At 69.5% G+C, this 26,065-nt stretch carries 23 protein-coding genes and 2 tRNA genes; 6 read left to right on the forward strand and 19 right to left on the reverse strand.

Annotation, left to right across the window (positions count from 1 at the left end; genetic code table 11):
* Positions 1 to 36 precede the first annotated feature (36 nt).
* Positions 37 to 1,386, forward strand: coding sequence for a PLP-dependent aminotransferase family protein (locus tag ACFV9G_RS11570; RefSeq protein ID WP_378727628.1), 1,350 nt, complete (start codon positions 37 to 39; stop codon positions 1,384 to 1,386).
* Here ACFV9G_RS11570 and ACFV9G_RS11575 read toward each other — a convergent pair.
* Genes ACFV9G_RS11575 through ACFV9G_RS11585 form a run of 3 tightly spaced genes read right to left on the reverse strand, consistent with a single transcriptional unit; the run spans position 1,383 to position 3,521 of the window.
* Positions 1,383 to 1,658, reverse strand: a complete 276-nt coding sequence (locus ACFV9G_RS11575) for a competence protein CoiA family protein (RefSeq protein WP_378727629.1) — start codon at positions 1,656 to 1,658, stop codon at positions 1,383 to 1,385. The genes ACFV9G_RS11570 and ACFV9G_RS11575 overlap by 4 nt on opposite strands.
* An 11-nt stretch (positions 1,659 to 1,669) precedes the next feature.
* A complete protein-coding gene (locus ACFV9G_RS11580) occupies positions 1,670 to 2,089 on the reverse strand; it encodes a DUF4233 domain-containing protein (protein ID WP_378727630.1) in 420 nt (139 codons plus the stop codon).
* Positions 2,079 to 3,521: a bifunctional folylpolyglutamate synthase/dihydrofolate synthase gene (locus ACFV9G_RS11585; RefSeq protein ID WP_378727631.1), complete on the reverse strand. Its 1,443-nt coding sequence runs from the start codon at positions 3,519 to 3,521 to the stop codon at positions 2,079 to 2,081. The genes ACFV9G_RS11580 and ACFV9G_RS11585 overlap by 11 nt, the downstream gene beginning before the upstream one ends.
* A gap of 104 nt (positions 3,522 to 3,625) precedes the next feature.
* On the opposite strand from ACFV9G_RS11585, the gene ACFV9G_RS11590 reads away from it, so the two are divergent.
* The gene (locus tag ACFV9G_RS11590) at positions 3,626 to 5,431 is read left to right on the forward strand and encodes a M48 family metallopeptidase (RefSeq protein WP_378727632.1); all 1,806 of its coding nucleotides are present in this window, start codon (positions 3,626 to 3,628) and stop codon (positions 5,429 to 5,431) included.
* A gap of 15 nt (positions 5,432 to 5,446) precedes the next feature.
* Here ACFV9G_RS11590 and ACFV9G_RS11595 read toward each other — a convergent pair whose 3' ends face one another.
* Positions 5,447 to 6,316 (reverse strand): GNAT family N-acetyltransferase, encoded by an 870-nt coding sequence (locus ACFV9G_RS11595; protein WP_378727633.1) that lies wholly within the window; start codon positions 6,314 to 6,316, stop codon positions 5,447 to 5,449.
* A 79-nt stretch (positions 6,317 to 6,395) separates the two neighbouring features.
* Here ACFV9G_RS11595 and valS point away from each other — a divergent pair, with 79 nt between their 5' ends.
* Positions 6,396 to 9,026 carry a valine--tRNA ligase gene (gene valS / locus ACFV9G_RS11600; RefSeq protein ID WP_378727634.1) on the forward strand — a complete coding sequence of 877 codons (2,631 nt, stop codon included), beginning with the start codon at positions 6,396 to 6,398 and terminating at the stop codon, positions 9,024 to 9,026.
* Positions 9,027 to 9,175: 149 nt separating this feature from the next.
* Here the strand turns inward: valS and ACFV9G_RS11605 are convergent, their stop codons facing one another.
* From ACFV9G_RS11605 to ACFV9G_RS11625, 5 genes are all read right to left on the reverse strand, one after another.
* Complete coding sequence (locus ACFV9G_RS11605) at positions 9,176 to 10,090, reverse strand: hypothetical protein (RefSeq protein ID WP_378727635.1); 915 nt, start codon at positions 10,088 to 10,090, stop codon at positions 9,176 to 9,178.
* 116 nt (positions 10,091 to 10,206) lie between these two features.
* Positions 10,207 to 11,499 (reverse strand): ATP-dependent Clp protease ATP-binding subunit ClpX, encoded by a 1,293-nt coding sequence (gene clpX, locus ACFV9G_RS11610; protein WP_160024669.1) that lies wholly within the window; start codon positions 11,497 to 11,499, stop codon positions 10,207 to 10,209.
* A 100-nt stretch (positions 11,500 to 11,599) separates the two neighbouring features.
* On the reverse strand, positions 11,600 to 12,205 hold the full coding sequence (locus tag ACFV9G_RS11615) for an ATP-dependent Clp protease proteolytic subunit (RefSeq protein ID WP_355231559.1): 606 nt from the start codon (positions 12,203 to 12,205) through the stop codon (positions 11,600 to 11,602).
* 4 nt (positions 12,206 to 12,209) lie between these two features.
* Entirely contained in the window at positions 12,210 to 12,872 is a 663-nt protein-coding gene (locus ACFV9G_RS11620) for an ATP-dependent Clp protease proteolytic subunit (protein ID WP_371113349.1), read from the reverse strand.
* A gap of 121 nt (positions 12,873 to 12,993) precedes the next feature.
* Positions 12,994 to 14,004 (reverse strand): hypothetical protein, encoded by a 1,011-nt coding sequence (locus ACFV9G_RS11625; protein ID WP_378727636.1) that lies wholly within the window; start codon positions 14,002 to 14,004, stop codon positions 12,994 to 12,996.
* A gap of 209 nt (positions 14,005 to 14,213) precedes the next feature.
* Between ACFV9G_RS11625 and ACFV9G_RS11630 the strand changes: the two genes are divergently transcribed.
* Positions 14,214 to 14,966, forward strand: coding sequence for a hypothetical protein (locus ACFV9G_RS11630; RefSeq protein WP_378727637.1), 753 nt, complete (start codon positions 14,214 to 14,216; stop codon positions 14,964 to 14,966).
* Between the two features lie 71 nt (positions 14,967 to 15,037).
* Here ACFV9G_RS11630 and tig read toward each other — a convergent pair whose 3' ends face one another.
* The 7 genes from tig to ACFV9G_RS11665 all read right to left on the reverse strand — a co-directional run bounded on the left by tig (position 15,038) and on the right by ACFV9G_RS11665 (position 20,763).
* The gene (tig, locus tag ACFV9G_RS11635; protein ID WP_378727638.1) at positions 15,038 to 16,420 is read right to left on the reverse strand and encodes a trigger factor; all 1,383 of its coding nucleotides are present in this window, start codon (positions 16,418 to 16,420) and stop codon (positions 15,038 to 15,040) included.
* 57 nt (positions 16,421 to 16,477) lie between these two features.
* Positions 16,478 to 16,550 (reverse strand) — tRNA-Pro (locus ACFV9G_RS11640).
* 35 nt (positions 16,551 to 16,585) lie between these two features.
* Positions 16,586 to 16,659: transfer RNA gene (locus ACFV9G_RS11645), tRNA-Gly, on the reverse strand.
* A 105-nt stretch (positions 16,660 to 16,764) separates the two neighbouring features.
* Positions 16,765 to 17,841 carry a PP2C family protein-serine/threonine phosphatase gene (locus ACFV9G_RS11650; protein WP_378727639.1) on the reverse strand — a complete coding sequence of 359 codons (1,077 nt, stop codon included), beginning with the start codon at positions 17,839 to 17,841 and terminating at the stop codon, positions 16,765 to 16,767.
* Positions 17,842 to 17,907: 66 nt separating this feature from the next.
* Entirely contained in the window at positions 17,908 to 18,750 is an 843-nt protein-coding gene (locus tag ACFV9G_RS11655; RefSeq protein WP_378727640.1) for an Fpg/Nei family DNA glycosylase, read from the reverse strand.
* Positions 18,751 to 18,757: 7 nt separating this feature from the next.
* Entirely contained in the window at positions 18,758 to 19,276 is a 519-nt protein-coding gene (locus tag ACFV9G_RS11660; protein WP_350716267.1) for a ribose-5-phosphate isomerase, read from the reverse strand.
* A gap of 215 nt (positions 19,277 to 19,491) precedes the next feature.
* Positions 19,492 to 20,763 carry a DUF222 domain-containing protein gene (locus ACFV9G_RS11665; RefSeq protein WP_378727641.1) on the reverse strand — a complete coding sequence of 424 codons (1,272 nt, stop codon included), beginning with the start codon at positions 20,761 to 20,763 and terminating at the stop codon, positions 19,492 to 19,494.
* 601 nt (positions 20,764 to 21,364) lie between these two features.
* Here ACFV9G_RS11665 and ACFV9G_RS11670 point away from each other — a divergent pair.
* Complete coding sequence (locus ACFV9G_RS11670; RefSeq protein ID WP_378727642.1) at positions 21,365 to 22,420, forward strand: inositol monophosphatase family protein; 1,056 nt, start codon at positions 21,365 to 21,367, stop codon at positions 22,418 to 22,420.
* A 10-nt stretch (positions 22,421 to 22,430) separates the two neighbouring features.
* On the opposite strand, the gene ACFV9G_RS11675 is transcribed toward ACFV9G_RS11670, so the two are convergent.
* The 3 genes from ACFV9G_RS11675 to ACFV9G_RS11685 are packed head-to-tail and all read right to left on the reverse strand — an operon-like array spanning position 22,431 to position 24,541.
* Positions 22,431 to 23,003, reverse strand: coding sequence for a hypothetical protein (locus ACFV9G_RS11675; RefSeq protein ID WP_378727643.1), 573 nt, complete (start codon positions 23,001 to 23,003; stop codon positions 22,431 to 22,433).
* An 18-nt stretch (positions 23,004 to 23,021) separates the two neighbouring features.
* Complete coding sequence (locus ACFV9G_RS11680; protein ID WP_378727644.1) at positions 23,022 to 23,666, reverse strand: class I SAM-dependent methyltransferase; 645 nt, start codon at positions 23,664 to 23,666, stop codon at positions 23,022 to 23,024.
* Entirely contained in the window at positions 23,663 to 24,541 is an 879-nt protein-coding gene (locus ACFV9G_RS11685; protein WP_378727645.1) for an alpha/beta hydrolase, read from the reverse strand. The genes ACFV9G_RS11680 and ACFV9G_RS11685 overlap by 4 nt, the downstream gene beginning before the upstream one ends.
* A 39-nt stretch (positions 24,542 to 24,580) precedes the next feature.
* On the opposite strand from ACFV9G_RS11685, the gene cls reads away from it, so the two are divergent.
* Entirely contained in the window at positions 24,581 to 26,053 is a 1,473-nt protein-coding gene (cls, locus tag ACFV9G_RS11690) for a cardiolipin synthase (RefSeq protein ID WP_378727646.1), read from the forward strand.
* Positions 26,054 to 26,065 lie beyond the last annotated feature (12 nt).

Below are 26,065 nucleotides of genomic sequence, written 5' to 3' on the forward strand. Positions count from 1 at the left end.
GCCAATTCCCGCCCACTCCGACAGGCCATTCGAACAATGCTCCCCGTGACCCTCGACCGTACCTCCGCCGAGCCGCTACCCGCCCAGCTCGCCGGGCAGGTCCGCACCCTGGTGCTGGCCGGCACGCTCGGGACCGGCGACCGGCTGCCCTCGAGCCGCGCGCTCGCCGCCGATCTGGGCGTCTCGCGCGCGGTGACCGAGCAGGCCTACGACCAGCTCACCGCCGAGGGATGGCTCGAGGCGCGCCGCGGGTCCGGGACGTACGTCACCACGACCCACCCGACCGGCGTGACGTCTCGGCCGACGCAACCGACACCTCGGCCGACGCAACCGACACCTCGGCCGACGCGCCTGACTCCTCGGCTGGACACGGGCACACCGTTCTTCGACCCGCGGCTGGAGCCGGGGTGGCGGCGGGCGTGGCGGGAGGTCTCGGTGGCCGCTCCCCCGCGTGGCTATGACGACCCCCGGGGACTGCTCGAGCTGCGCGAGGCGCTGGCGGCGAGGCTCGGACGCACCCGCGGCCTCGACCTCCATCCGGACGAGATCATCGTGACCGCGGGCACCACCGACGGGCTCCGCGCGCTCCTCCCCGAGCTGCGCCGAGGGCCGGTGGCGGTGGAGGACCCGGGATACCGGGCGGCGGCCGAGACGGTGCTCACCTACGGACGTGAGGTCATCGACCTGCCGGCCGTGGAGAGGGTCACCGACCTGGGGCCTGCCGTCGCGGCGTACGTCACTCCGGCGCATCAGCACCCGCTCGGGCGCGTCATGCCGGCGGCCGACCGGCTGGCACTCCTCGAGGCGGCCAGGCGGGCGGACGCCGTCGTGATCGAGGACGACTACGACTCGGAGTTCCGCTACGACGTCGCGCCGGTGCCCGCGATGGCCAGGCTGGACCGCGGCCGGGTGGTCTATCTCGGCACTGCGGCGAAGTCGGTGGTTCCGACGCTGCGCCTGGGCTGGCTGGTCGCACCGCCCGACCTGCACGAGCTGATCCTGCGCCGCCGCACGATCACCCACGCCGGCGCCGCCTGGCCCTCGCAGCGCGCGCTCCTGACGCTGCTTCGCGACGGCTGGCTCGACAGGGCCGTACGCTCCGCCCGCCGCGTCTACGCCGAGCGTGCCCCGAAGGTGGCCGAGGCGATGAGCCTGTACGCCACGCTCGCCGGCCCGCTCGCCGGGATGTACTCCACCTGGCTGCTGCCCGAGGCGGACGCGCGCCGAGCCCGCGACGCCGCCCGAGCCGCCGGCTTCGAGATCAACCTGCTCTCCACCTACGCCCGCACCAGCGGCCTGACCGGGCTGGTGATCGGGTTCGGCGGCGTCACCGACACCGAGCTGGATCAAGCGCTCGCCGCGGTCACCGGCGCCCTCGCCCCTTAGCCGGAGCGTCCTGGCGCGTCGTCCTCGATGAGGTCGAAGAGGTTCTCGAGGCTGTCCGGGTCGTCCTCGCCTCCGCCGACGGCCCACCCGGAGCTGGTCCGCCGCAGCTGGGCGCCGACGAGCCGGCACGACTCCCCTGCCTTGTGCGCGTAGTGGGCCGTGCGCGTCCGCGGCCGCCGCAGCACCAGCGCGTTGCCGCACGCCGGGCACAGTGCCCAGTCGGTGGCCGCTTCGTCGTCCGTCGCCATCTGCAGCTCGTCGTGCTCCTCCACGGCAGCCAACCCTACCTGGGCTCGGCCTCAGTCCCGGCCTCTTCCTCGGCCTCTTCCTCGGTGGTGATCCGGTCGAACGCCTCGAAAGCCGCGGCACGCTCGCTCTCGATCTTGCGACCGAGGATGTCGGCCATGCCCCACAGGACCGCGAAGATCGCGCCGACGACGAACATGATCGGGATCAGGAAGCCCATCCCGATAGCCACGACCTGCAGCGCCCAGCCGACCCAGTAGGCCCACGGGCGGCGCAGCATGCCGGCCACCACGATGCAGGCCACGAAGAACCCGAGGCCCAGCGGCAGCGCCAGCCCGGCGGAGACCCCGCCGATCGAGATCATCACGGGTGCGGCCAGCGCTACCGCGAGTCCCTCCATCGAGATGATCGCGGCGCACATCCCGCGCCGCGGCGACTTCTCCCGCTCACTCGCCATCTGCGTCCGCCTCCAGATAGGCGTCCAGCTCGGGGTCGGCGGTCGGTACGACCCGGGCGGTCGCAGCCGACCGGGCGGCCGGGCCGCGGGAGCCCAGCAGCGTACGCGCCTCTCCGGCGGTCACCACGGAGCCCGTCACCAGCACCGCACCCTCGGAGATCGAGCCGCCGCCGGAGGACTCCGAGAGGCCGATCGCGGCGTCGATGGCGTCGGCGAGACGCGGGACCACCGAGACCCGTTCCTCGCCGTAGAGGTCGACGGCGATCTTGGCGAGCTCGATGGCCGGAAGGGCTCGCTCGGTGGAGTTCTGGGTGACGACGAGATGCTCGAGCACGGGCTCGAAGACCGCGAGCAGACCCTCGACGTCCTTGTCGCCCATCACCCCGATGACCCCGACGACACCGGAGAACGAGAACGAGTCCTCGAGAGCGGCGACCGTCGCCTCCGCACCGGCAGGGTTGTGGGCCGCATCGAGCAGGACCGTCGGAGACGACCGCATGATCTCCAGCCGCGCCGGCGAGTCGACCTTCGCGAACGCGTCGCGCACGACCTCGTCGGCCAGGACGGTCTCGCCGAGGAATGCCTCGACCGCGGCCAGCGCCGCCGCCGCGTTCTGCGCCTGGTGGGCACCGTAGAGCGGCAGGAAGAGATCCTCGTACGTCCCCCGCATCCCGCGCAGCGTGAGGATCTGTCCGCCCACCGCCGGGGTGCGGGACTCGACCGCGAAGTCGGTGCCCTCCCACAGCAGCCGGGCGCCGACCTCGGCGGCGTGCTGGTCCAGCACGGCGGCGACGTCGACGGACTGCTCGGCGATGACAGCGATCGCACCGGGCTTGATGATCCCGGCCTTCTCGCGGGCGATGGCGACCGGGTTGTCACCGAGGTATTTCGCGTGGTCGACCGCGATCGGGGTCACCACGGCAACATCGGCGTCCGCGACGTTGGTCGCGTCCCAGCCGCCACCCAGGCCCACCTCGACGACGGCCACGTCGACCGGCGCCTCGGCGAACTTGGCGTACGCCATCCCGACGATCGTCTCGAAGAACGACAGCGGGTGCGGCTGGTCGTCGTCGACCATGCTGAGGTAGTGGGCGACGTCGTTGAACGCGGCCACGAACTCGTCGTCGTCCAACGGCGCACCGTCGACCGAGATCCGCTCGTTGATCCGCTCGACGTGCGGCGAGGTGAACCTCCCGACCCGCAGATCCAAGGACCGCAGCAGCGTGTCGATCATCCGGGAGGTGGAGGTCTTGCCGTTGGTGCCGGTCAGCTGGATGATCCGGAACGCGTCCTGCGGATCACCGAGAATCTCGAGCAGGGCGCGGATCCGATCCAGGGAGGGCTCGAGACGGGTCTCGGGCCAGCGCGACTGCAGCGCTTCCCAGACCTCCTCGATCGTGGCCGCCAGGCGCGGCGCGGGAGTCTCACTCATCAGCCCGAGTCTAAGGCGTGGTCCCTTCCCAGCGAATCGCCGGACCGGCTACCCTCCCCCTCATCTCGGACTGACACCCCATCCCCCACCAAGGTCCACCATTCATGCGTACGCTCCGGGCTGCTCTCGCGGTCTCGCTCCTGGCCGTCGCCTACGTCCTGGCTGCCCTCGCGCTCGTCGGCCGGCAGGTGGCCCCGCGACGCCGTCCGCGGGCCCCCAAGGATCCCGGCGGCCTCGTCCTCACCGAGCAGGATCAGCCGGGACTGTGGGCGGAGGTGCGCCAGCTGGCCGCCGCCGTGGGGACCCGTGCGCCCGACGAGATCCGGCTGGTGCCGGACGCCAACGCGGCGGTCAGTGAGGAGACCAGCCTCCTCGGCCTCCGGACCGGCACCCGACGGATGTTCCTCGGCGTACCTCTCCTCCAGGGCCTCTCCCGCAACCAGCTCCACGCGGTGCTCGCCCACGAGCTCGGTCACCACAGCACCACTCAGACCCGGCTCGGCGCCCTCATCCACCGCAGCCGCCTGGCGATCGCCGAGATTGCCGCCGGCCTCTCCAACCCGCTGACGAAGCGACCGTTCCGGACGTACGCCCGGTTCTTCTTCTCCCTCACCGGCCCCATCGCGCACGCCCATGAGATCGACGCCGACAGGCTCAGTGCGGAGGTCGCCGGCCCGCGGACCGCCGCGATCGCGCTGCGCACCCTCCCCGCGCTCGACGCCGCCTGGCGCATCTACCTGGAGCAGTACGTCGAGGCCGGCACCCACTACGGCCTGCGGCCCACCCGCTTCTTCGACAACTTCACGAACCTGATGAGCGACCCCGAGCGGCTCGAGGAGCTCGCCAGGATCAGCGCGGCGCCGCCGGAGGCGAAGACGTCGGCCTACGACTCGCACCCGCCGCTGTCCGAGCGGATCGAGCGGCTGGAGGCGATGGCCCCCGTGGATGAGGCGGACAAGTCCGGCAACGCCGCCAGCATCCTGCGCTACCCGTCTCAGAACTTCCTCGCCCTCGAGGACAAGACGTTCGCCGGCTCCGGTCTGACCCCGGCTCCGATGGCCGAGATCGTCACCGTCGCCGGCGCCCGCGCCGCGGCGGTCAACGCCGAGGCCCTCCTGAACGCGATGCAGGAGAACCAGGTCCTGCCGGCCACGGTCCGCGGCGCCCTCGACCTGATCGCCGCTGGCAACCTCGACGCGCTCCTGGACCTCGTCGAGGTCGAGACCACTCCCGAGCAGGCCGGCGAGGCGAAACGGAAGGTCATCGCCCGGCTTCTCGGCGCTGCCATCGCCCATGAGCTGGTCGGCGAGGACAAGGCCCGCTACGAGCTCAGCTGGGCCGGCCCGTGGCGACTGGTCGACATCGCCGGCCAGGAGGTCGACCCCGAGGACCTCGCCTACGAGGCGCTGGGCTCCCCCGGCTACGCCGCCGCCCTGCGCGCGTGGGTGCATCAGCTCGACGCCACGGTCGCTCCGGAGGCCGACCCCGAGCCACCGTCGCCGACGCAGCCCGACGGCTACATCGGCGCTCTCGCGCCGATCTCCGGCGACGGCTTCCGTACGCTGCTGGTCACCGACGCCGGCCTCATGCTGCTCAAGCCCTCCGGCTCTGACCGCCTCGCCACCGGCCTGGCTTCGGTGACCGCCGGCTCCCCCGGCCGCAAGCTGATCCAGCGCGCCCTGGACAGGTCACCGGCCGAGCTGGCCGCCACCGCCAACGCCGCCTACGTCCCCTGGGACCAGATCCGCGCCCTCCACCTCAAGCAGAGCAGCAGCGGCCGCCGCTCCGCCGACATCACCACCGCCGCCGGGCAGGGCTGGTCCCTGCGCTGGACCGACGCCGCCGAGGCCGAAGGCCACATCTGGCCCGCCGTCGACCACTACCTCGGCCGCCGCTTCACCGTCGACTGACCCCGAGTCGGTGGGTCAGGGGACGAGCGTGTGGTTGGCCATGTCGACGACGGGGCGGTAGCCGATCTTGGCGTAGACGTGGTTGGAGACGGGGTTGTCGGCGTCGGTGAACAGACACAGCCGAGTGCCATCGGCACCGAGAAGGCGGGAGGCCTCGGCGGTGACCGCGGTGCCGTAGCCGTGACCCCGCTGCTCCTTCGGCGTGTAGACCGGCGCGATCCGGACGACGCCGTGGGCCGGCAGGGTCGCGCCACACAGGGACACGACCTCACCGTCGACCTCCCACAGCAGCAGGAACTCCTCGATCCGGCGCCGTACCTCGTCCTCGCCGACGGCAGCGTGCTCGTGGGCGTAGGCCTTGTTCGAGGACTGCTCCCGGGCCGCGTGCCCGAAGTCGGCCAGCCACTCCCGGCACAGCTCGAGGTCGTCGTACGTCGCCGGGCGGGCGTGCCCGGGCACGCCGGACGGGATCACCAGCGCGCCGAGCTCGTGCAGGCGCGACGCCATCGCGACGCTCACCCGCCCGCCCGCGAGCCCCGCGGTCTCCTCGGCCACCGTCCGGGCCGCCGGGAGTGCGCCGTTGGCCCCACCCGCGTACTCGCCCCTCGCGTGCAGCGCCCGCGCCAGCTCGAGCGCCGCCGGCTCGGGCATCGGGCAGACGTAGAGGGGGTAGGGCTCGAAGTCGGCCGTCCGCATCGCCGCCCCCACGACGCGGTCACCGTCGCGGGCGACCGCGAACCAGCGATACGGCCCCTTCTGCTCCACCCGGGTCGCCTTCTCCGCGTTGGTGGCGACCACGTTGGCGGTCACCGGCTCCGCGGCGAGATAGTCCTTCGCGACGGCGAGGAACTCGGCTGGGTCGGTGAAGAAGTCGATGGTGCCCATGACCGAAGCATGGCGAGTGCGCAACGCCGGTCTCAACCGGTTTCGCGCCAACCACCGCGCGCCCATAGGATTTGGTCCCATGACTGAGACCACGCCCACGCAGACCGCACCGGAGACGACTACGCCCGCTGAGCAGCGCGTAGTCGCCGTACCGGACAAGCCGGTCCTCGAGGGCCTGGAGGCCAAGTGGGCCGAGCATTGGAAGAACGAGAAGACCTACGCCTTCGACCGCACCCAGCCGCGCGAGAACGTCTACTCGATCGACACCCCGCCGCCGACCGTCTCCGGCAGCCTGCACGTCGGCCACGTCTTCTCCTACACCCACCCCGACCTGGTCGCCCGCTTCCAGCGGATGAACGGCAAGTCGGTCTTCTACCCGATCGGCTGGGACGACAACGGTCTCCCCACGGAGCGAAGGGTCCAGAACTACTTCGGCGTCCGTTGCGACCCGAGCCTGCCGTACGACCCCGACTTCACCCCGCCGGAGAAGCCGGACCCGAAGCGCCAGATCTCGATCAGCCGGCCCAACTTCGTCGAGCTGTGCAACCAGCTGGTCGTCGAGGACGAGAAGGTCTTCGAGGACCTGTGGCGCACGCTGGGTCTTTCCTTCGACTGGGACCAGCAGTACACGACGATCGGCAAGGTCTCCCAGACCGCCTCGCAGAGGGCGTTCCTGCGCAACCTGGCCCGCGGCGAGGCCTACCTGCAGGAGGCGCCGACCCTGTGGGACGTCACCTTCCAGACCGCCGTCGCCCAGGCCGAGCTCGAGGCCAAGGACTACCCCGGCTTCTTCCACCGGGTCGCGTTCCACGCTCCTGACGGCACGAAGATCCACATCGAGACCACCCGTCCCGAGCTGATCCCGAGCGTCGTCGCGCTGATCGCGCACCCCGACGACGACCGTTACAAGCACCTCTTCGGGAGCACCGTCTCCAGCCCGATCTTCGGGGTCGAGATCCCGGTCCTGGCCCACGAGGCCGCGGAGATGGACAAGGGCGCCGGCATCGCGATGTCCTGCACCTGGGGCGACCTCACCGACGTCCAGTGGTGGCGTGAGCTCAACCTCCCCGCCCGTGCCCTGATCGGCCGCGACGGCCGTTTCTCCCGCGAGACCCCGGAGTGGATCACCACCGAGGCCGGGATCGCTGCGTACGAGGACCTGAAGGGCAAGACCGTCCACTCGGCCCGCGAGGCCGTCGTCGAGATGATCCGCGAGTCCGGCGACCTCGACGGCGAGCCGAAGAAGACCCAGCGGATGGCCAACTTCTACGAGCGCGGCGACAAGCCGCTCGAGATCGTCGCCAGCCGCCAGTGGTACATCACCAACGGTGGCCGCAACCCCGAGCTGCGCGAGAAGCTGCTGGCCCGTGGCGGCGAGCTGACCTGGCTGCCCGAGCACATGCGTCACCGCTACGACAACTGGGTCGGCGGCCTCAACGGCGACTGGCTGATCTCCCGCCAGCGCTTCTTCGGCATCCCCTTCCCGGTCTGGTACGCACTCGACGCCGAGGGCAACCCCGACTACGACAAGCCGCTGCTGCCGAGCGAGGACCAGCTGCCGATCGACCCGTCCACGGATGCCCCGGCCGGCTACGAGGAGGCGCAGCGCGGCAAGCCCGGCGGCTTCCAGGGCGACCCGGACGTCATGGACACCTGGGCGACCTCGTCGCTGACCCCGCAGATCGCCGGCGGCTGGGAGTCCGACCCCGACCTGTTCAGCCGGGTCTACCCGATGGACCTGTGCACCCAGAGCCACGAGATCATCCGCACCTGGCTCTTCGGCCGCATCGTCCGCGCCCACCTCGAGGACGGCACCGTCCCGTGGAGCCACGCGATGATCGCCGGCTGGATCCTCGACCCCGACCGCAAGAAGATGTCGAAGTCGAAGGGCAACGTCGTCGTCCCGACCGACATCCTCGACAAGTTCGGTGCCGACGCGGTCCGTTGGCGTGCCGCACTGACCCGCCCGGGCATGGACTCGCCGTTCGACGAGACCCAGATGAAGGTCGGTCGCCGGCTGGCGATGAAGATCCTCAACGCCTCCAAGTTCGTCCTCGGCAACGTCGGCGCGACCACCCTCAACCCGGTCGCGATCACCCAGCCGGTCGACTGCTCCCTGATGGCCCGCCTCAAGGAGACGATCACCAAGGCGACCGACGCGTTCACCGCCTACGACTACTCCACGGCGCTGGAGACCTCGGAGAAGTTCTTCTGGGAGTTCTGCGACGACTACCTCGAGCTGGTCAAGGAGCGTGCCTACGACGAGGACGGCGGTCTCGCCACCGAGTCCGCGCGCGCGACGCTGGCCACGGCTCTCCACGTCCAGCTGCGCCTGCTGGCGCCGTTCCTCCCGTACGTCACCGAGGAGGTCTGGTCGTGGTGGCAGCCCGGTTCCATCCACACTTCCTCGTGGCCGCGTGAGCTCGAGCTCGGCACCGCTGCCGCCGCCGACCCGGCGGCGCTCGACGCCGTCGCGGCGACCCTGACCGGGATCCGCGGCGCTAAGTCGACCGCGAAGGTGAAGATGCGTCACCCGCTGGCCAAGGCCGAGGTCACCGGCCCGGCCAAGCTGGTCAAGGACGCCGAGGCCGCCGGGCCGGACCTCAAGCGGGTCGGCAACATCGTCGGCGACCTCTTCTTCACCGTCGACGAGAACGCCACCGAGCTCTCCGTCACCGCCGAGCTGGCAGAGGTCCCCGAGGAGGCCTGAGCCTCAGGCCGACAGAGCCCGAACGACGGAGCAGGCCCCGGACCGCGATGCGGTCCGGGGCCTGCTTCGTCCCTCACTGCAGCCGAGCGCCCGGGGGGACTCGCTCGGCCGGTCACTCTGGCGTGGTGCAGTCGCCATCGGAGTGATCCCTACTGCACCGACTTCTCGGCACAAGTCTGGTCGTCCTTGCTGCCTTCCTTCGGCTCCTCCGGCTCCGGTGAATCCGTCGTCTCTTCGACGGACGGCTCAGCGGATTCGGTGGTGGCCTCGGGTTCGGCTGCGGGCGACGACCCTACCGGTGTCTTCGGCTCAGCGCACGCCTCATCGCACTCGGGCGTGCCCTTCGAGTCGGGAGCCTCGTCCGCTCCCGGCAGCGTCTTCACATCCTCGGCGATCGCGGCGGTGAGCTCGCAGGCGTTCTCGATGACCTGCTCGGCCTCGGACTCGCGCTTGGTCGACTCCGGGTCGGACTCCTTCGTCTGTGCTGTCTCCTCGTCGGACTCCCGGTCCTTCTTGGGCTCTTCGAGCGGAAGGTCCTCGACCGGGACGCCGGCGTCGGCGGCGATCAACTGCCGCAGGAACATCGGCACGGCCTCGTCGACGGGGCGGGCGTCCTCCTCGGCCACGAACGGCCACAGCAGCGGCGCCATGATGCCCGGGATCGGCCCCACGGACGGAACCAGCTTGGGTGGCTTGCCGTGGCCCTGATCCTCACCGGGGTCCGCGGGCGTCGTCGGATCCGCGGACGGCGGCGCGTCGTCGGGCTGCTCGGCGGGCGCGGACGGCGCCTTGTCCGGCTTCTTGTCCTCGCGGCTCTTCGGCGGGGCAGGGTCCTCCCGGTCGCTCTTCCGGTCCGCGTCGGGTGTGGTGCTGGGAATCGTCGACACCCCGGAGACGTCGGGAGACGGCGCCGGAGGGATCACGGTGAAGTCGGCCTGGCCCGAGAGCGTACGCGGCACCCGGTGCAGCGCGGAGACGTCCGGGCTGAGGGTCTGGATGACCACGAGCAGGCCGATGAGCACTACGGCGGCGTAGGCCATCACCGGGCCCCTCTGGAACCTCACGTGCCCACTTCCCTACCGAGTGACGGAGCTGGAAAGGTACAGATGCTCATCAGTGCGTATTGTGTCCGACCGCCCGGGCCAATACCGACCCGGACGGCGAAAATGACCCAAACGGGCTACGCGGACTTCTTCTTGGTTTCCTTCTCACGAGGAACCAGGGTCGGCATCTCGCCGTCGTCGACCACCTCGCGGGTCACGATCACCTTGCCGACGTCGCCACGAGAGGGCACGTCGTACATCACGTAGAGGAGGACCTCCTCGATGATCGCCCGCAGGCCTCGGGCACCGGTGCCGCGCTCGAGGGCCTTGTCGGCGATGGCGGTGACCGCGTCCTCGGTGAACTCGAGGTCGACGCCGTCGAGGTCGAAGAGCTTCTGGTACTGCTTCACCAGCGCGTTGCGCGGCTCGGTCAGGATCTGGACCAGCGCGGCCTGGTCGAGCTTCTCGACGCTCGCGATCAGCGGCAGCCGACCGATGAACTCCGGGATCAGCCCGAACTTGGTGAGGTCCTCGGGACGCACGAGCTTCAGGAGGTCCTCGGACTCCTTCTCGGCCTTGCCGCGCACCTCGGCGGTGAAGCCGAGGGTCTTCTTGCCGACCCGCTGCTCGATGATGTGCTCCAGACCGGCGAACGCGCCACCCACCACGAAGAGGATGTTGGTGGTGTCGATCTGGATGAACTCCTGGTGCGGGTGCTTGCGGCCACCCTGCGGCGGCACCGAGGCGGTGGTGCCCTCGATGATCTTCAGCAGCGCCTGCTGCACGCCCTCACCGGAGACGTCGCGCGTGATCGAGGGGTTCTCCGCCTTGCGGGCCACCTTGTCGATCTCGTCGATGTAGATGATGCCGGTCTCGGCCTTCTTGACGTCGTAGTCGGCGGCCTGGATCAGCTTGAGGAGGATGTTCTCGACGTCCTCGCCGACATAGCCCGCCTCGGTCAGCGCGGTGGCGTCCGCGATCGCGAACGGGACATTGAGCATCCGGGCCAACGTCTGCGCCAGGTAGGTCTTGCCGCAGCCGGTCGGGCCGATCACCAAGATGTTGGACTTGGCGACCTCGACCTGCTCCTCCTTGGCGTGCTTGCCAGGACCCTGCGGGCCGCCGGGCTGCAGGCCGGCCTGGACGCGCTTGTAGTGGTTGTAGACCGCCACCGCGAGCGACTTCTTCGCCTGCTCCTGGCCGATGACGTAGGAGTTGAGGAAGTCGAAGATCTCCTTCGGCTTGGGGAGGTCTGCGATCTCGACCTCGGAGCCCTCGTTGAGCTCCTCCTCGATGATCTCGTTGCAGAGATCGATGCACTCGTCGCAGATGTAGACGCCGGGACCCGCGATGAGCTTCTTGACCTGCTTCTGGCTCTTCCCGCAGAAGGAGCACTTCAGCAGGTCACCTCCGTCGCCGATGCGTGCCACGAGTGGCCTTCCTTCCCCGACTTGTGCTGCTAGGTCCGAATAGTTACTGACGGTACCCCGCGCCGCGCCCTCAGTGTGGGAGCGGCACGGGGCCCGAAGGTCAAACGAGCTGCGGCGTCTTGAGCGACTCGAGCACCGAGTCGATCAGGCCGTACTCGACCGCCTGGGCGGCGGTGAGGATCTTGTCGCGCTCGATGTCGTGGCTGACCTCGTCCATCGACTTGCCGCTGTGGTCGGCGATCATCTTCTCGAGCAGCTCACGCATCCGCAGGATCTCGTTGGCCTGGATCTCGATGTCGGAGGTCTGGCCGAAGGTGCCCTCGGTGTAGGGCTGGTGGATCAGGATGCGGCTGTTGGGCAGCGCCATCCGCTTGCCGTGCGCACCCGCGCCGAGCAGGATCGCGGCGGCCGAAGCGGCCTGACCGATGCAGACGGTCTGCACGTCCGGCTTGATGAACTGCATCGTGTCGTAGATCGCGGTGCAGGCCGTGAACGAGCCACCGGGGCTGTTGATGTAGATCGAGATGTCCTGGTCCGGGTTCATCGACTGCAGGCAGAGCAGCTGGGCGATGACCGCGTTGGCGACATCGTCGCTGATCGGGGTGCCCAGGTAGATGATCCGGTCCTCGAAGAGCTTGGCGTAGGGGTCGATCCGGCGGACGCCGTACGACGTACGCTCCTCCCACTGCGGGATGTAGTAGTTCATGTCCTCAGTCCTTCTTGTGAGCGGGGCGGCCCTCGTCGGAGGCTTCCTTGGCACTCCGGATGACCTGGTCGACCAGGCCGTAGTCGAGAGCTTCGGCGGCGGTGAACCAGCGGTCGCGGTCGGCGTCCGTGGTGACCTGCTCGACGCTCTGGCCGGTGTGCTCGCTGATCAGATCGAGCAGCACCTTCTTGATGTGCAGCGACTGCTGGGCCTGGATCTTGATGTCGGAGGCCGAGCCACCCATGCCCGAGGAGGGCTGGTGCATCATGATCCGCGCGTGCGGCAGCGCGTAGCGCTTGCCCTTCGCGCCGGCGCACAGCAGGAACTGGCCCATCGAGGCGGCCAGGCCCATGCCGACGGTGGCGACGTCGTTGGGGATGTAGTTCATCGTGTCGTAGATGGCCATACCGGCATCCACCGAGCCACCGGGCGAGTTGATGTGAAGGAAGATGTCGGCCTCGGGGTCCTCCGCGGAGAGCAGCAGGAGCTGCGCGCAGATCGCGTTGGCGTTCTGGTCGCGGACCTCGGAGCCGAGGAAGACGATGCGCTCCCGCAGCAGTCGGTTGTAGATGTTGTCGTCGAGAAGGCTCAGACCGCCGCCGTTGCCGCCTAGGCTCGGGGAGAGCCCTGGGGCACCGGCATGAGCGTCAGCCGCGCTGGAGTCGATGTTCACAGGATCGACACTAGCCGCCACATCCCGTTGTTCCACGGCTGGTGTGCCATTGTTCGCCGACGGCAGAACTATTGGCGATCGCGTCGCAATCCGGGCGGCGCCGCGATTCCGACGGCTACGCCAGCCAGCGCAGCAGCGCGTCGTGGACCGCCGGATGGTTCGACAGCGGCGTCTCGGCGGTCGAGAGCGCGAAGCGCTCCGCCGTCGGGAACAGGTCGCGCACCCGGCGCGTACGCAGCGGCGTCTTGTGCCGCCACCACAGCATCTCGCCGAAGAGTCGGCCCACCCGGTTGGGGCGCGAGGTCGCCTTGTCGGTGACCAGCAGATAGTCGACGTCCGGTCGCGGCGGGAGCATCGCCTCGTCGGCCCCGACGACCGCGATGCCTGCGAGGTGCTCGTCGAGCTGCTTGCCGACACCACCCGAGATCGGGGCGGAGGTGACCGCATAGGGGGTCGTGCCGAGGGCGATCAGCTCGGAGACGTACGTCGTCCAGGGCCGCGCCCCGGCGGTGGCCACCCCGAGCGCGTTGCGGGCGATCAGACCACCACCGGCATAGCCGACCAGGACGATGCGCGGCGAGCCGGCAACATCGATGCGCGACTCCGCCGCGAGAGCGTCGACGCACTCCTGGATCCGGCTGCTGAGCGCGACCGCGGCGGGCACCGACTTGCTGCCGGCCGACACCTGCATGTGCAGCGGCATCCAGCCGAGCAGATCGGCGAGCCGGTCGGCGTACGTCGCCCCGGTCGCCTGCGAGCCCTCGTCCCAGACGGTCTCGCTCTTGCCCGCCGGTGGGATCAGGACCAGGATCCGAGGGCTCGTCCCGACCTGCCGCTGGGCGGCGGCCCACTCCTTCGGGCTGACCGTGCGGCCCTGGTGCCGGACCGCGACGGCGGGTCCGGAGTCGGTGTTGACGACGCCACGGATGATCGGCGTCGCGAGCGCGAACGGGGCCGCGAACGGGCGGCGCGCGAAGGCCGTGATGCGCCAGGCGAGCTTCGCCAGACCGACGAGGCCGGCCACCTTGCCCTGACCGCGGTCGAGCAGCTCCTCGGCGTCGGGGTCCACCGGGGCGTCCTCGACATTGAGGACCACGGCGCGGACGGTCTCAGGGCTGGGGGTCACGCTGGCAGCGTAGGGCCTCCGCGCCGCCGACAGGATCACCCGTGGCCACTGCGCGGCCCGCCTGTGTCTCAGATCACACCGCCGCGACCACATTCAGACCGTTTGCGTTCACTCGCGCGTCTGGTGTCTGTGATGCTGTTGTTACTGGTGTTGCGTGACGACAGCGGCCTTCAGGGGTTACCGTCGGATGGGTAAGGGGGTGTCCAGGCGTGAGTACCGAGAAGGAATCACACTGCCAGTCGTGCGGTGATGCACTGCTGCCGGGGGCCGTCTACTGCATCGGCTGCGGCACCCCACTCCTGGCTCCCCCGGAGCAGCACCGTCCGCTCTTCGTGGACGAGCTCGGCGACGGGGAGACCACGGGCCGCACCACGCGCGGGTACTTCTTCGACGACGCTGCCTCACCACCACCGGCGCGACGAAAGGGTCGTACCGCCCCGATCCTGGTGATGATCGTCGTGCTGGTGCTCGTCGCCGGCGTGCTCGGGTTCATCTTCGGCAAGGACGGGATCGGACCCGTGCAGTCCGAGGCGGAGCCGGAGCCTTCGACCAGCCCCACGAGCGAGCCGTCGAGCTCCGTGGACCCGAGCGCCCCGCCCGAGCGTCAGCTGCTCCGCATCTCCCGCCTCGACACCGAGGCGGCCACCAAGCTCATCGGCACCTGGATCCCGCAGCTCGCGGCGGTCGGGGCCGGGGACGGCGGCGACGCCGACTGGCGCCAGGCGCTCACCCGCTACCAGAAGATCAAGACCGCCCACCCCGAGGCGCTGCTCCTCGATACCGGCGAGTGGCCGAGCTCGTACGTGAAACCGGGGATGTACGCCGTCGTGGTGCCCCATCCCAGCGACACCTCCAGCCCCGCGCTGGAGTGGTGCGTCGAGCAGGGACTGTCGAAGACCGACTGTGCTGCCAAGCACCTGGAGGTCTCGGGCGACCCGACGGACAACTTCGACGCCCAGTAGCGCCGAGCCACCCGAAAACGACAGCGCCCCTGCCGCGAGGCAGGGGCGCTGTGACGTACGTCAGGGGGTGATCAGGCGTCTGCCTTCTCGGTCTCCTCGGGAGCCTCGGCCTCGGGCTCGTCCTCGCCGATGGTGCCGTCGGGGCGGAGGTTCTTCAGCTCGACGTGGTTGCCGGACTCGTCGGTGACCTTGGCGGCCTCGACCAGCTGGGCGAGCGCCTTGCCGCGGAGGATCTCCTGGACCAGCTCGGGCACGTGGTTGTGCTCGAGCATGTGGTTGACGAACTCCTGCGGGTCCTGACCGGACTGCTGCGCACGGCGCATCATGTGCTCGGTCAGCTCCTGCTGCTCGACCCCGATCTCCTTCTCCTTGGCGATCTGGTCGAGGATCATCTGAGCGGCGACGGCGTCACGAACGCGGCGCTCGAGGTCAGCCTCGAACTCCTCGATCGTCTGCTCCTCGTCCTCGAGGTACTTCTCGAAGGTGAGGCCGGCGTAGCCGAGCTGCTGCTCGATGCCCTCGCGGCGCGCGTTGAGCTCGTCGGTGACGATGCTCTCCGGCAGCGGGATCTCAATCTGCGCCAGGAGCGCCTCGAGGACGGCGTCACGGGCGGCGGCGGCCTGCTCGAGGCGCTTGCCGTTGCCGAGGCGGCCGCGGACGTCCTCCTCGAGCTCCTTGACGGTGTCGAACTCGCTGGCGAGCTGGGCAAAGTCGTCGTCGTAGGCGGGGAGCTCCTGCTCCTGCACCTGGTTGACGGTGACGTTGACGTCGACCTCCTGGCCGATCAGCTCACCGCCCACGAGGGTGCTCTTGAAGTCCGTGGACTCGCCGGCGGAGAGACCGGCGATGGCCTCGTCCAGGCCGTCGAGCATGCCGCCCTTGCCGACCTGGTAGCTCATCCCGACGGCCTCGGCGCCCTCGACGTCCTCGCCGTCCTTGGTCGCCTTCAGGTCGATGACCACGAAGTCGCCGTCGGCGGCTGCGCGCTCGACGTCCTTGAGGGTGCCGAAGCGCTCGCGCATCGCCTGGATCTGCTCCTCGACGTCAGCGTCGGTGAGCTCGATGTCGTCGACCTTCGCCTCGATGCCCTCGTAGTCGGGCAGCGTGATCTCCGGCTTGATGTCGACCTCGGCGGTGAACTCCAGCGTTTCGTTGTCCTCGAGCTTGGTGACCTCGATCTCGGGCTGCGCGAGCGGCTCGAGCGAGTTCTCCTGGAGGGCTTCGAAGTACATCTGCGGGAGGGCGTTGTTGACCGCCTCGGAGAGCACCGCACCGCGGCCGACCTGCTTGTCGATCACCTGGGGCGGGACCTTGCCCCGGCGGAAGCCGGGGACGTTGATCTGCTTGGCGATCTGCTTGTACGCCGCGTCGAGGCTCGGCTTGAGCTCCTCGAAGGGCACCTCGACGGTCAGCTTGGCCCGGGTCGGGCTCAACGTCTCGACGGCGCTCTTCACAGGGTGTCTCCTGTCGTTTGATTCTGAGAATGATGTCGCGTGCAGGGCTATGAAATGTCGGGGCGACAGGACTCGAACCTGCGGTCTCCTGCTCCCAAAGCAGGCGCGCTAGCCACTACGCTACGCCCCGTCAAGGGCCCCTCCCCAATCAGCGGGAATGGCACTTGGAGCGGATGACGGGAATCGAACCCGCGTAATCAGTTTGGAAGACTGAGGCTCTACCATTGAGCTACATCCGCGCACGCGAGAGCCAGCGCCCTCGTGCGACCTGCGAAATCCTGCCATAGATCTGGCTCACACCTGTAACCGGCTCCCCTACCGGCCGGTTCGCGGGGTCGGCCGGGTCACCTTCGCCCGACCGCGACGAGCGCGCGATCGTCGGAGCTGGCGCTCAGTCCCTCGAGCAGACGGCGCGCTCCGCCACCGCGTCCGGTGACCGCCAGGTGGTCGGCGGTGGCGACCAGGTTGCCGATGCCGTGCTCGAGGTCGACGCCTCGCGCCTCCACGACACCGTCGGTGTAGAGCATCACCATGTCGCCCACCCCGAGCACTCCCTCGCAGGCGTCGAACTCGACGTCGTCGATGAGCCCCAGCACCGGACCGTTGCTCTCGGCCTCCTCCCAGCGGCCGGTCGCGGCGCGGCGCAGGAGGGCGGGCGGGTGGCCGGCCGAGCGGATCTCGTACGCACCGTTGGTCAGGTCGATCGAGAGGTAGACCGCGGTCGCGAAGCCCTCCTGCCAGTCCTGGCGGATCAGGTAGCGGTTGGCGGCGGGTAGGAACTCGCTCGGCGGGAGCGCACCGAGAAGGCCCCCGAACGCGCCGGAGAGCTGGAGCGCCCGGGTGCCGGCGCGCACCCCTTTTCCGGAGACGTCGACGACGACGATCTCGAGCCGGTCCTCGACCCGCACGGCGACCACGAGGTCGCCGGCGAACTGGGTGCCACCGGCCGGCAGGACCGCCGAGTCGGCGAGCCATCCGGGAGGCATCGGCGGGATCGCGCCTTGGTCGAGCTTGCGGGTCAGGTCGCGGAGCATCACCTCGTTGCTCAGACCACCCACCCCGAGGTCGGTGCGGCGCTCCCCGACGAACAGCAGGATGAAGCCGAGCATGAAGTGGACGCCGATGGCGACGGCGTCCCGGTCGGAGAGAGTGAGGCGGCTCGCGGCGACCACGATCATGACCATCACGAAGACGACGAACCAGCTCAACGTACGCGGCCCGAGCAGCACCCCGCCGAGCAGCAGCGGGACGGTGAGGACCGCCACCGGGACCACCTGCAGCCAGCCTGTCTGAGCCGCCGCGAGGACCGTCAGGAGGATCGTGAGCGGGCCGAGCCACAGCACCGCTCGCAGCTCCGGGTCGCGGAGTCTGCGGCGGAGGGCGTTGCTTCGCAGACGGTCCGCGAAGGCATGGCTCGACATGGCCTCACTCTAGGTCTCGAGGGGGGAGCTGCGTGGTCGTTCTCGCAGGCCGGAGAGTAGTGCGGGCTACTTCTTTACGGTCGTCCGGGGCCGGTAGGTGCGCTGGCACTTCGGGCACCAGAACAGGTTGCGCTGCTGCAGCTCGGTGGTGCGTACGCTCGTGCCGCACACCAGGCACGGCTGGCCGTGGCGGCGGTAGACGTAGACCTCGCCGCCGTGGTCGTCCTTGCGCGGCGGACGACCCATCGCCTCGGGGGTGTGCTCGTCGCGGACGGTGTCGATGCGGTTCCGCTGGACGCCGAGCTTCATGAGCTCGACCAGGTCATCCCAGATGGCGTCCCACTGCTGCCTGCGCAGGGTGTTGCCCGGGCGCATCGGGTCGATCCGGTGCCGGAAGAGCACCTCGGCGCGATAGACGTTGCCCACCCCGGCCAGGACGGACTGGTCCATCAGCAGCGCGCCGATGGTCGTACGGCTCCGGCTGATCCGCAGCCACGCCCGGCCCGGGTCGGCGTCGTCGCGCAGCGGGTCCGGTCCGAGCCTCGCGACCACGGCGTCACGCTGGGCCGTGGTGACCAGGTTGCACGTGTTGGCGCCTCGCAGGTCCGCGTACGTCTCGCTGCCGGTCACCCGGAGCCTGACCTGGCCGACCGGGAGCGGCGGCTCGGTGGAGTAGGGCTTCAGGTCGAGCTTGCCGTAAAGGCCGAGATGGACGTGGACGTACTGCTCCCCCGGGAACTCGAGGAACAGCTGCTTGCCCCACGCCTCGGCGCCGGAGACGACCTGACCGTCCAGGAGCGCGGCGGATTCGGCGAACCGGCCCTGTGGGCTGCTGACCCGGACCTGCTCGCCGGCGAAGGCATCGCTCAGGTCGAGCGCGAGACGGTGGAGCGTGTGCCCCTCGGGCATCCCCGGATCAGTCCTGGTCCTCGGCGGGCCCCAGGCCCTTGGCCGAGTCGGGAAGCGGCGGACGTACGCCGTCGGCGTCGTAGGCGTGGAGCTGGTCGATGCGGCGGACGTGCCGCTCGTCCTCGCTGAACGGCTCGGCCAGGAAGATCTCGACGAACTTCGTCATGTCCTCGAGGCTGTGCATCCGGCCACCCACCGCGACCACCTGGGCATTGTTGTGGTCGCGGGCGAGCTTGGCGGTCTCCTCGCTCCACGCGAGCGCACAGCGGATGCCGGTCACCTTGTTGGCCGCCATCTGCTCACCGTTGCCCGACCCTCCGATGACGACGCCGAGGCTGTCCAGCCCCTGCTCCCGGTCCCGGGCCACCCCCTCGGCCGCCCGGATGCAGAAGACCGGGTAGTCGTCGAGTGCGTCATAGACGAACGGGCCGTGGTCGACAGGCTCGTAGCCGAGCTCGGTCAGACGGTTGATCAGGTGGGACTTAAGTTCGAGACCGGCGTGGTCACAGCCGATGTGGACGCGCATGCTTCCATCCTCTCTCACCGTCGGCTCATCTTCGGATTTGGTGGGTTGATGTATCTCGGATGGTTGGGGCCGCCGACCCGTTACGGATGGTCCGAATCCGGTCCTCCTGAAGGAGCGACGAGCCCGGCGGCCCCGCAACCTGCAGCGGCGACACGCCGCTGTGCCAGGACACACGCTGCGGGTGCGGCTGCAGCCACGGGATCGATCGACCCGGGTCAGCCGGTTCGAGTACGTCGGGCGAACCGGATCTGCCCGTCCGGGAGCCGCTCATACTCAGAGCCGGCGTCGTGGATGCGGCGATGGTCGCTGGGACACAGCAGGACCATGTTCGCCATGTCGGTCTTGCCGCCTTCGGACCAGGGTGTGAGGTGGTGGGCTTCGGTCCAGGCTGCTGGGGCGTCACAGTCTTCGGCTTGGCAGCCTTGATCTCGGAGCCGCAGGGCTCGGTGTTGGATCGGGTGGGCCAGGCGGGCGGTACGGCCGAGGTCGAGGACTTCGGAGTTGGTGCCCAACACGGCGGGGACAAGGTCGGCGTTGCAAGCCAGGCGGCGAGCCTCGGCGGCGGTGATCTTCTCGCCGTCAAACCCCAACGCCGCGGTGCCGAGATCCTTGCGGAGGTCCTCGACGCTCATCGTGATGAACACCGTGGTGGCGTGGCCACCGTGCCTGGGGAGCTGGTCGACGTCGTAGGTCTCGATCACCCGGGCGAACGCCTGGCCGAGGAGCCGGTCGTAGGGGGCTTTGCGGCCCTTGTCCTCCGCGGACCACTTCCGGGGCTGGGCCAACGAGTCGAGGATCGTGCGCAACCGGACCCCGACCGCACGGGAGACCCGAGCATGGAGGTCGATGGTGCCGTCGCCGTTGTCACGCGAGGAGAAAAACATGCGCCGGGCGGCGTGCTCCTCTTCGCGCTGAAGGGCTTTGGCCTCGGCGGCTTCGAATCGTTCGGGGTCAATCTCGGCCAGGACCCGTCGTCCGGCGATCTTGAGCTCGTTCGCGGTCAACTGGCTGGCGTAGTCCACGAGGAGCTTCTCGGCCAGGATCAGGTCCTCGGCACTGGCCGCGGGGTCGGACTCGATGACATCGAGCGCCTTCGTGATCACCCGGGCCTTGTCCTCGGACACCACACCCTCGGCCAGACCAGCAGCGACCAGGTCGTACTTCGCGAGGCCGGCAGCGAATTTGATCTGGGAGCGAGCCACCCCCTTGTCGACCAACAACTCGCTCCGCATCCACCCCGACGCATCCTTCGCGCCGGTCTCCTCCGCGATATCGCCAGCCGTAGCCAGGACTCGAAGTTTCAACGCGGCCTGTTGGGCCTGGAGCTTCTCCAACCGCTCCAACAGGTCCTTCTTCTGCCCGGTCCGCCAATACGCCGGGTCACTCGCAAGGAGCTCGTGGAGGGCGGTCTCGATGGCCTCGAGGCCAGCATCGATCGCGTCGCCGGGGTTGGTGCCCCACGGGTCGATCTCGCGGCCGAGACTCATCGCATACCCTCCCTTAGAGGTGTGTTGTGTTGGGTCTCATTCTACGCCTCGAACGGATACCTAACCACCCATAGGTGCAGGTCAAACGCTTTTTTCGCGGCGAGCGAACGGCGCCGCTCCTGTGGATGGTAAGTGGCCCGAAGGGCCACCCCTCCGCCCCAGAAACACCACCCGTCCCGGAGTGAATGCGCTGCGCCACACCCGGGCCGCCGCCCCGATAGCCAGCCAAATCCTTTCTCGACGGGCCCCGGTGTCAAGGACCGCGAAGCGGCCGGCAAAGCCGGCGGCCGAAGGCCGTCCTTTACTCCGGGGTCCGTCGAGAAGACCCTCGAGAACGGGTCGGCGGCCCACGCCATCCCTGAAGCAACAGCCCGAAAAGCACGGCCCCAACGAGCACACCCCGATAGATTCCCCCGGCGTGGACCACTGGAAGACGATGGACGAGATCCTCGCAGCAAGATCAAGGTTCGAATCAGCCATAGACGGCTGGACTCCCCCACAAGCCCACGGCGTAGGCCTCCGCCCGTCGACAGCAGCCACCCACGCCCCAGAACATTTTCCCCTGGTCAACGCCTACGGCCACCGCCTCCCAGCAGTGGTGATGGCAACAGTCGTCGGCCACAAGCGCGGCACCGCGGCGTACAGGCTGACCAGACAGCAGCTGGAGCGGGCGATCGAGCTGATCTCCCCGGCGGAGGCGTACGTCGACTACGACCACCCCAACCTGTGGACCTGGCGCGACAGGCTCCGGCCCGCGCTGACCGAGGATCCGGAGGCCGAGGTGGTGGCGGTCTTCATCGGCGACGAGCCGGAGGAAGCCCCAGATCCGGCGATCGACGCGTTCCGTGCGGCGTTCCCGGACGAGGCCGTCGCGATCGCAGCGGCGACGGCGGGCGCGGCGGTCGTCCGAGAGATGTACGGCACCGACCTGAGCCACTTCGACAAGTCTCCGACCGACTTCGCGACCGAGGCGGACATCGCCTCGGAGAAGGCGATCCGGGAGACGATCGCGACGTACCGACCCGAGGACGCCTTCGAGGGTGAGGAGTCCGGACGCAGCGGCGACAGCGAGCGGAGATGGCTGGTCGACCCGCTCTGCGGGACGCTCAACTACGCCGCCCAGACCCCGCTCGCCGCGGTCAACGTCGCGCTCGTGACCCCGGACGGCATCCGGACGGCGGTCTCGGCGGACCCGATCAGCGAGGAGATCTTCTGGACCGACGGCACTAACGCCTGGATCCGCAAGGGCGGCGGCGACACGGTCCTCACCCCGACCCCGCGCACCCGGCTCGTCGACATCCAGTGCGACGGCCCGCTCGACCGACCGTTCGTCGGCGGGCAGCTCGTCGCCGACCCACGCCTACGAGCCCACTTCGGCCCGCGCGTGATGTCCTCCACCCTCGCGGTCGCCTGGGTCGCGGCCGGCCGGCGGGCGGCGTACGTCACCGACGGCCACCTCGAGGGCAGCGTCCATTTCACCGCCGGCATCGCGCTGTGCCAGGCCGCCGGCTGCATCGTCACCGACCTCGACGGCAACCCGATCCACACCGGCCGCGGGATGATCGCCACGGCCGACGCGGCCACCCACCAGCTGCTGCTGGATCTGGTCCGCCCGCACCTGGCGGCGGCGGACCCGGACCGGACGAGCCCAGCCTGAGCCGGTCGGTTCAGCGCTGCATCAGCGCGTCCATCGCGACCGCGAGGGCAGCGGCGACCCGGAAGTCGACACGCGGGTCCTGGACGGTGACCGTGTACTTGTCACGGAAGGCGAAGCGGCGCTCGATGGAGATCAGCGGCCGGCCCTCGGAGGACACGTAGTCGAAATGGATCGGAAGGAAGTCGAGCTCGGTGAAGCGGCGCACGATGGCGACCACCTGGTTGCGCTCCTGACCGGTTCCGGCGTAGCCGGGGCCCTCCACCTGGAACGTCGAGCGCAGCAGGCTCTTGCCGAAGTCCTTGCGGAAGAAGCCGAGCGCGGCACCGCTCGGGTCGGTGACGTCGTAGCCGGCGTTGAGGTCCATCACCGCCCGCGCCTTGAAGGCGAAGACGGCCTGCGACTTCGACTCGTCGGCGTAGAACGTCACCTGCTCCTTGAACGCCAGCCGCTTCTGCTGCGCGAAGGCGAGCACCTGCCCCTCCGAGCCGTCGGCATTGGCAGCCTGGGCGACGTACTTGTTGGTGAAGGGCGTCACCTTCTGGCGGAGGAAGAAGCGGGGGACGTGGTAGGGCTGCTGCGTCATGCGCGCAACCTATCGGGCTCACCGCCGGCGCGCGACGAGATAGGCCTGCGGCGTCCGCTCCCAGTTCTCGGCGGAGCGCACCACGGTCGCGGTGACCTCGAAACCCGCCTCCTCGAGCAGGGCGCTGGTCGCCTCGACCGGGAGCCGGTAGCCGTCGAAGGTGACGTCGTGGCCGTAGGCGCCGATGTGGCGTACGTGCTCGTCCCCGACCTGGAACGCGGTCACGAACCGGCCGCCGCGGCGGGTGACCCGGGCGAGCTCATCGATGACCTCGGGCCGGCGCGCGGGCGGGGTGTGGATGAGGGAGTACCACGCCAGCACCCCGGCGAGCTCACCGTCGCGGAGCGGGAGACGGGCCATGTCGCCGACCTCGAACCGGAGCGTCGGATGCCGCTCCATCGCCTGCGCGATCATCCCCGTCGACAGGTCGACCCCGAAGACGTCGAGCCCCCGCTCGGCCAGATAGGCCGTCACCCGGCCGGGCCCGCAGCCGATGTCGCCGACGAGCCCGCCGCCGTCCTTGCGTACGTAGGCGACGAACGTGTCGAGGACACCGGCGTCGAACGAGGTCTCCGTGACCGTCGGGTCGACGATCTCGGCGTACGCCTTGGAGACCGTGTCGTAGGCGGCCCGGGTCTCGGTGACGTCGTAGGGCTCCGTCACGGGCGTCCGCTCAAGAAGGCACCCGTCATCGCCATCACCGACTCCGCGGCCGGGAAGGTCTGGCCGTGGCGCCAGAAACCGTGGATCTGGCCGACGGCACGGAAGGCGACCACCTCGACGCCGAGGTCGGCCAGCCGGAGCGCGAAGTCCTCGTTCTCGTCAGTGAGGATGTCGCCCTCGGCGCTGACGATCAGCGTCCGCGGCAGGCTGCGAAGCTCCTCGTCGGAGGCGAGGTAGGGGCCGAGGTCGGGGTTGCGGAGATCGGCCTCGGTCGAGGCGTACTGCTTCCAGTACCACGCCGCCTCCTCCTTCCAGCCGTCCTCCATCGCATAGCCCGGGGTGCTCATCGACGGGTCGAGGAACGGGTAGACCAGCACCATCGCGCCGAAGACGCCGGGGTTGCGCAGCGCCGCGACGAGGGCGAGGTTGCCGCCGGCGCTGTCGCCGTGGACGTACGCCGGCAGGGTGCTCAGCAGCGGGTCGTTGCCCAGCCACTTGACGACCGTGTCGACGTCGTCGGGCGCCGCCGGATAGGGGTGCTCCGGAGGCCGGCGGTAGTCGACGGACAGCACCCGCAGCCTGCTCCGGTTGGCCAGCTTCCGGCACGCTCCGTCGTGGACCTCGACGTCGTTGAAGACGAAGCCACCGCCGTGGAGGTGGACGATCACCCCCTCGCGTACGTCCTCGGGGGTGTAGAGCCGGCACTGGACCCCGTCGGCGTCGATCCCGGCGACCTCCGCGACCTCCTCCTTCGCCTCGGCCGCGGCCAGCTTGCGGGCCTGGTCGCGCTGAGCAGCGACCTCGACCTCCCACACCGGCGGCGAGGCCTCCTCGGCAGCGATGGCACGGCGGGCGGCAGGGAAGAGTCGAACCATGTCAGAAGATTCCCACACGAGTGGCCGTGGTGCATGCTGATGCGCATGACAGTGGCGGGGGTCATGGGGACCTCGATCTACATCATCGACCTGTTGATCAAGGTCATCGCTCTCGGTGTCGTGCCGAAGAACCGGCGGCCGGGGACCGCGATGGCGTGGCTGCTGGCGATCTTCATAGTCCCGGGGCTCGGCCTGGTGGCCTACCTGATGCTCGGGCAGACGCGGCTGGACCGGCGGCGTCACGAGCGGCAGCGGGCGCTCAACGACGAGGTGATGCGCTACGTACGCGGCCTGCCGAGGTCGCCGTACCCCGACTCGATCTCGCGGGTCGACGCGACCACGATGGAGCTCAACGAACGGCTCGGCTCGCTGCCCGCGTCGACGGGGAACAAGGTCGAGCTCATCGCCGACTACGGCGCCTCGATCGAGGCGATGACGGCGGCGGTGGACCGGGCCGAGACCTTCGTGCACGTGCAGTTCTACATCACCGCCTGCGACCACGTCACCGAGCCGTTCTTCGACGCCCTCGACCGCGCAGCCGCGCGTGGTGTGCGCGTACGCCTCCTCCTCGATCACCTGGGTTCACGCGGCATCCCGGTCTGGCGTCAGCTGGTGAGACGCCTCAACGCCTCCGACATCGAATGGCACCCGCTGCTGCCGATCAACCCGTTGCGCGGCCAGATCCGCAGGCCGGACCTGCGCAACCATCGCAAGCTCCTGGTCGTCGACGGCCGGGTCGCCGTCACCGGGTCGCAGAACCTCATCGAGCCTGGCTACAACAAGCCCAAGAACCACAAGGCGGGCCGCGAGTGGGTGGAGCTGACCGCTCTGATCGAAGGTCCGCTGGTCTCGGCGCTCAACGTCATGTTCGCCAGCGACTGGGACACCGAGACCGGCGAGCTGCTGAGATCCGAGCTCGCCGTCTCCGCGTCGGTGGCGACGGCGGACTCGCGGGTCGGCGAGGTCACCGGCCAGATCGTGCCGAGCGGGCCGGGCATCGACGCCGAGAACAACCTGCGCGCGTTCACCTCGCTGATCTACGCGGCCAAGGAGCGGATCTCGATCACCAGCCCCTACTTCGTGCCCGACGAGTCGCTCCTCTACGCGGTGACGACCGCTGCCCGGCGCGGCGTCGCGGTGGAGCTGTTCGTCAGCGAGGGCAAGGACCAGTTCATGGTCTACCACGCCCAGCGTTCCTACTACGAGGCGCTGCTCCGGGCCGGCGTCCGGATCTACCTCTACCCCAAACCCGCCGTCCTGCACTCCAAGCACTTCAGCATCGACGACGAGGTCGCCGTGCTCGGCTCGAGCAACATGGACATGCGCTCCTTCGCCCTCAACTACGAGGTCTCGCTGATGCTCTTCGACGGCGACCCGGTGGCTCAGATGCGGAAGGTCGAGGACAGCTACCGGGAGATCTCCCGCGAGCTGATGCTCGAGGAGTGGCTCGTGCGGCCGAAGGTCGCGGCGTACGTCGACAACGTGCTGCGCCTCACCGCCGCTCTCCAGTGAGCCCGACGAGCG

The sequence above is a fragment of the Nocardioides sp. NPDC059952 genome, assembly GCF_042730435.1.
GTDB lineage: Bacteria > Actinomycetota > Actinomycetes > Propionibacteriales > Nocardioidaceae > Nocardioides.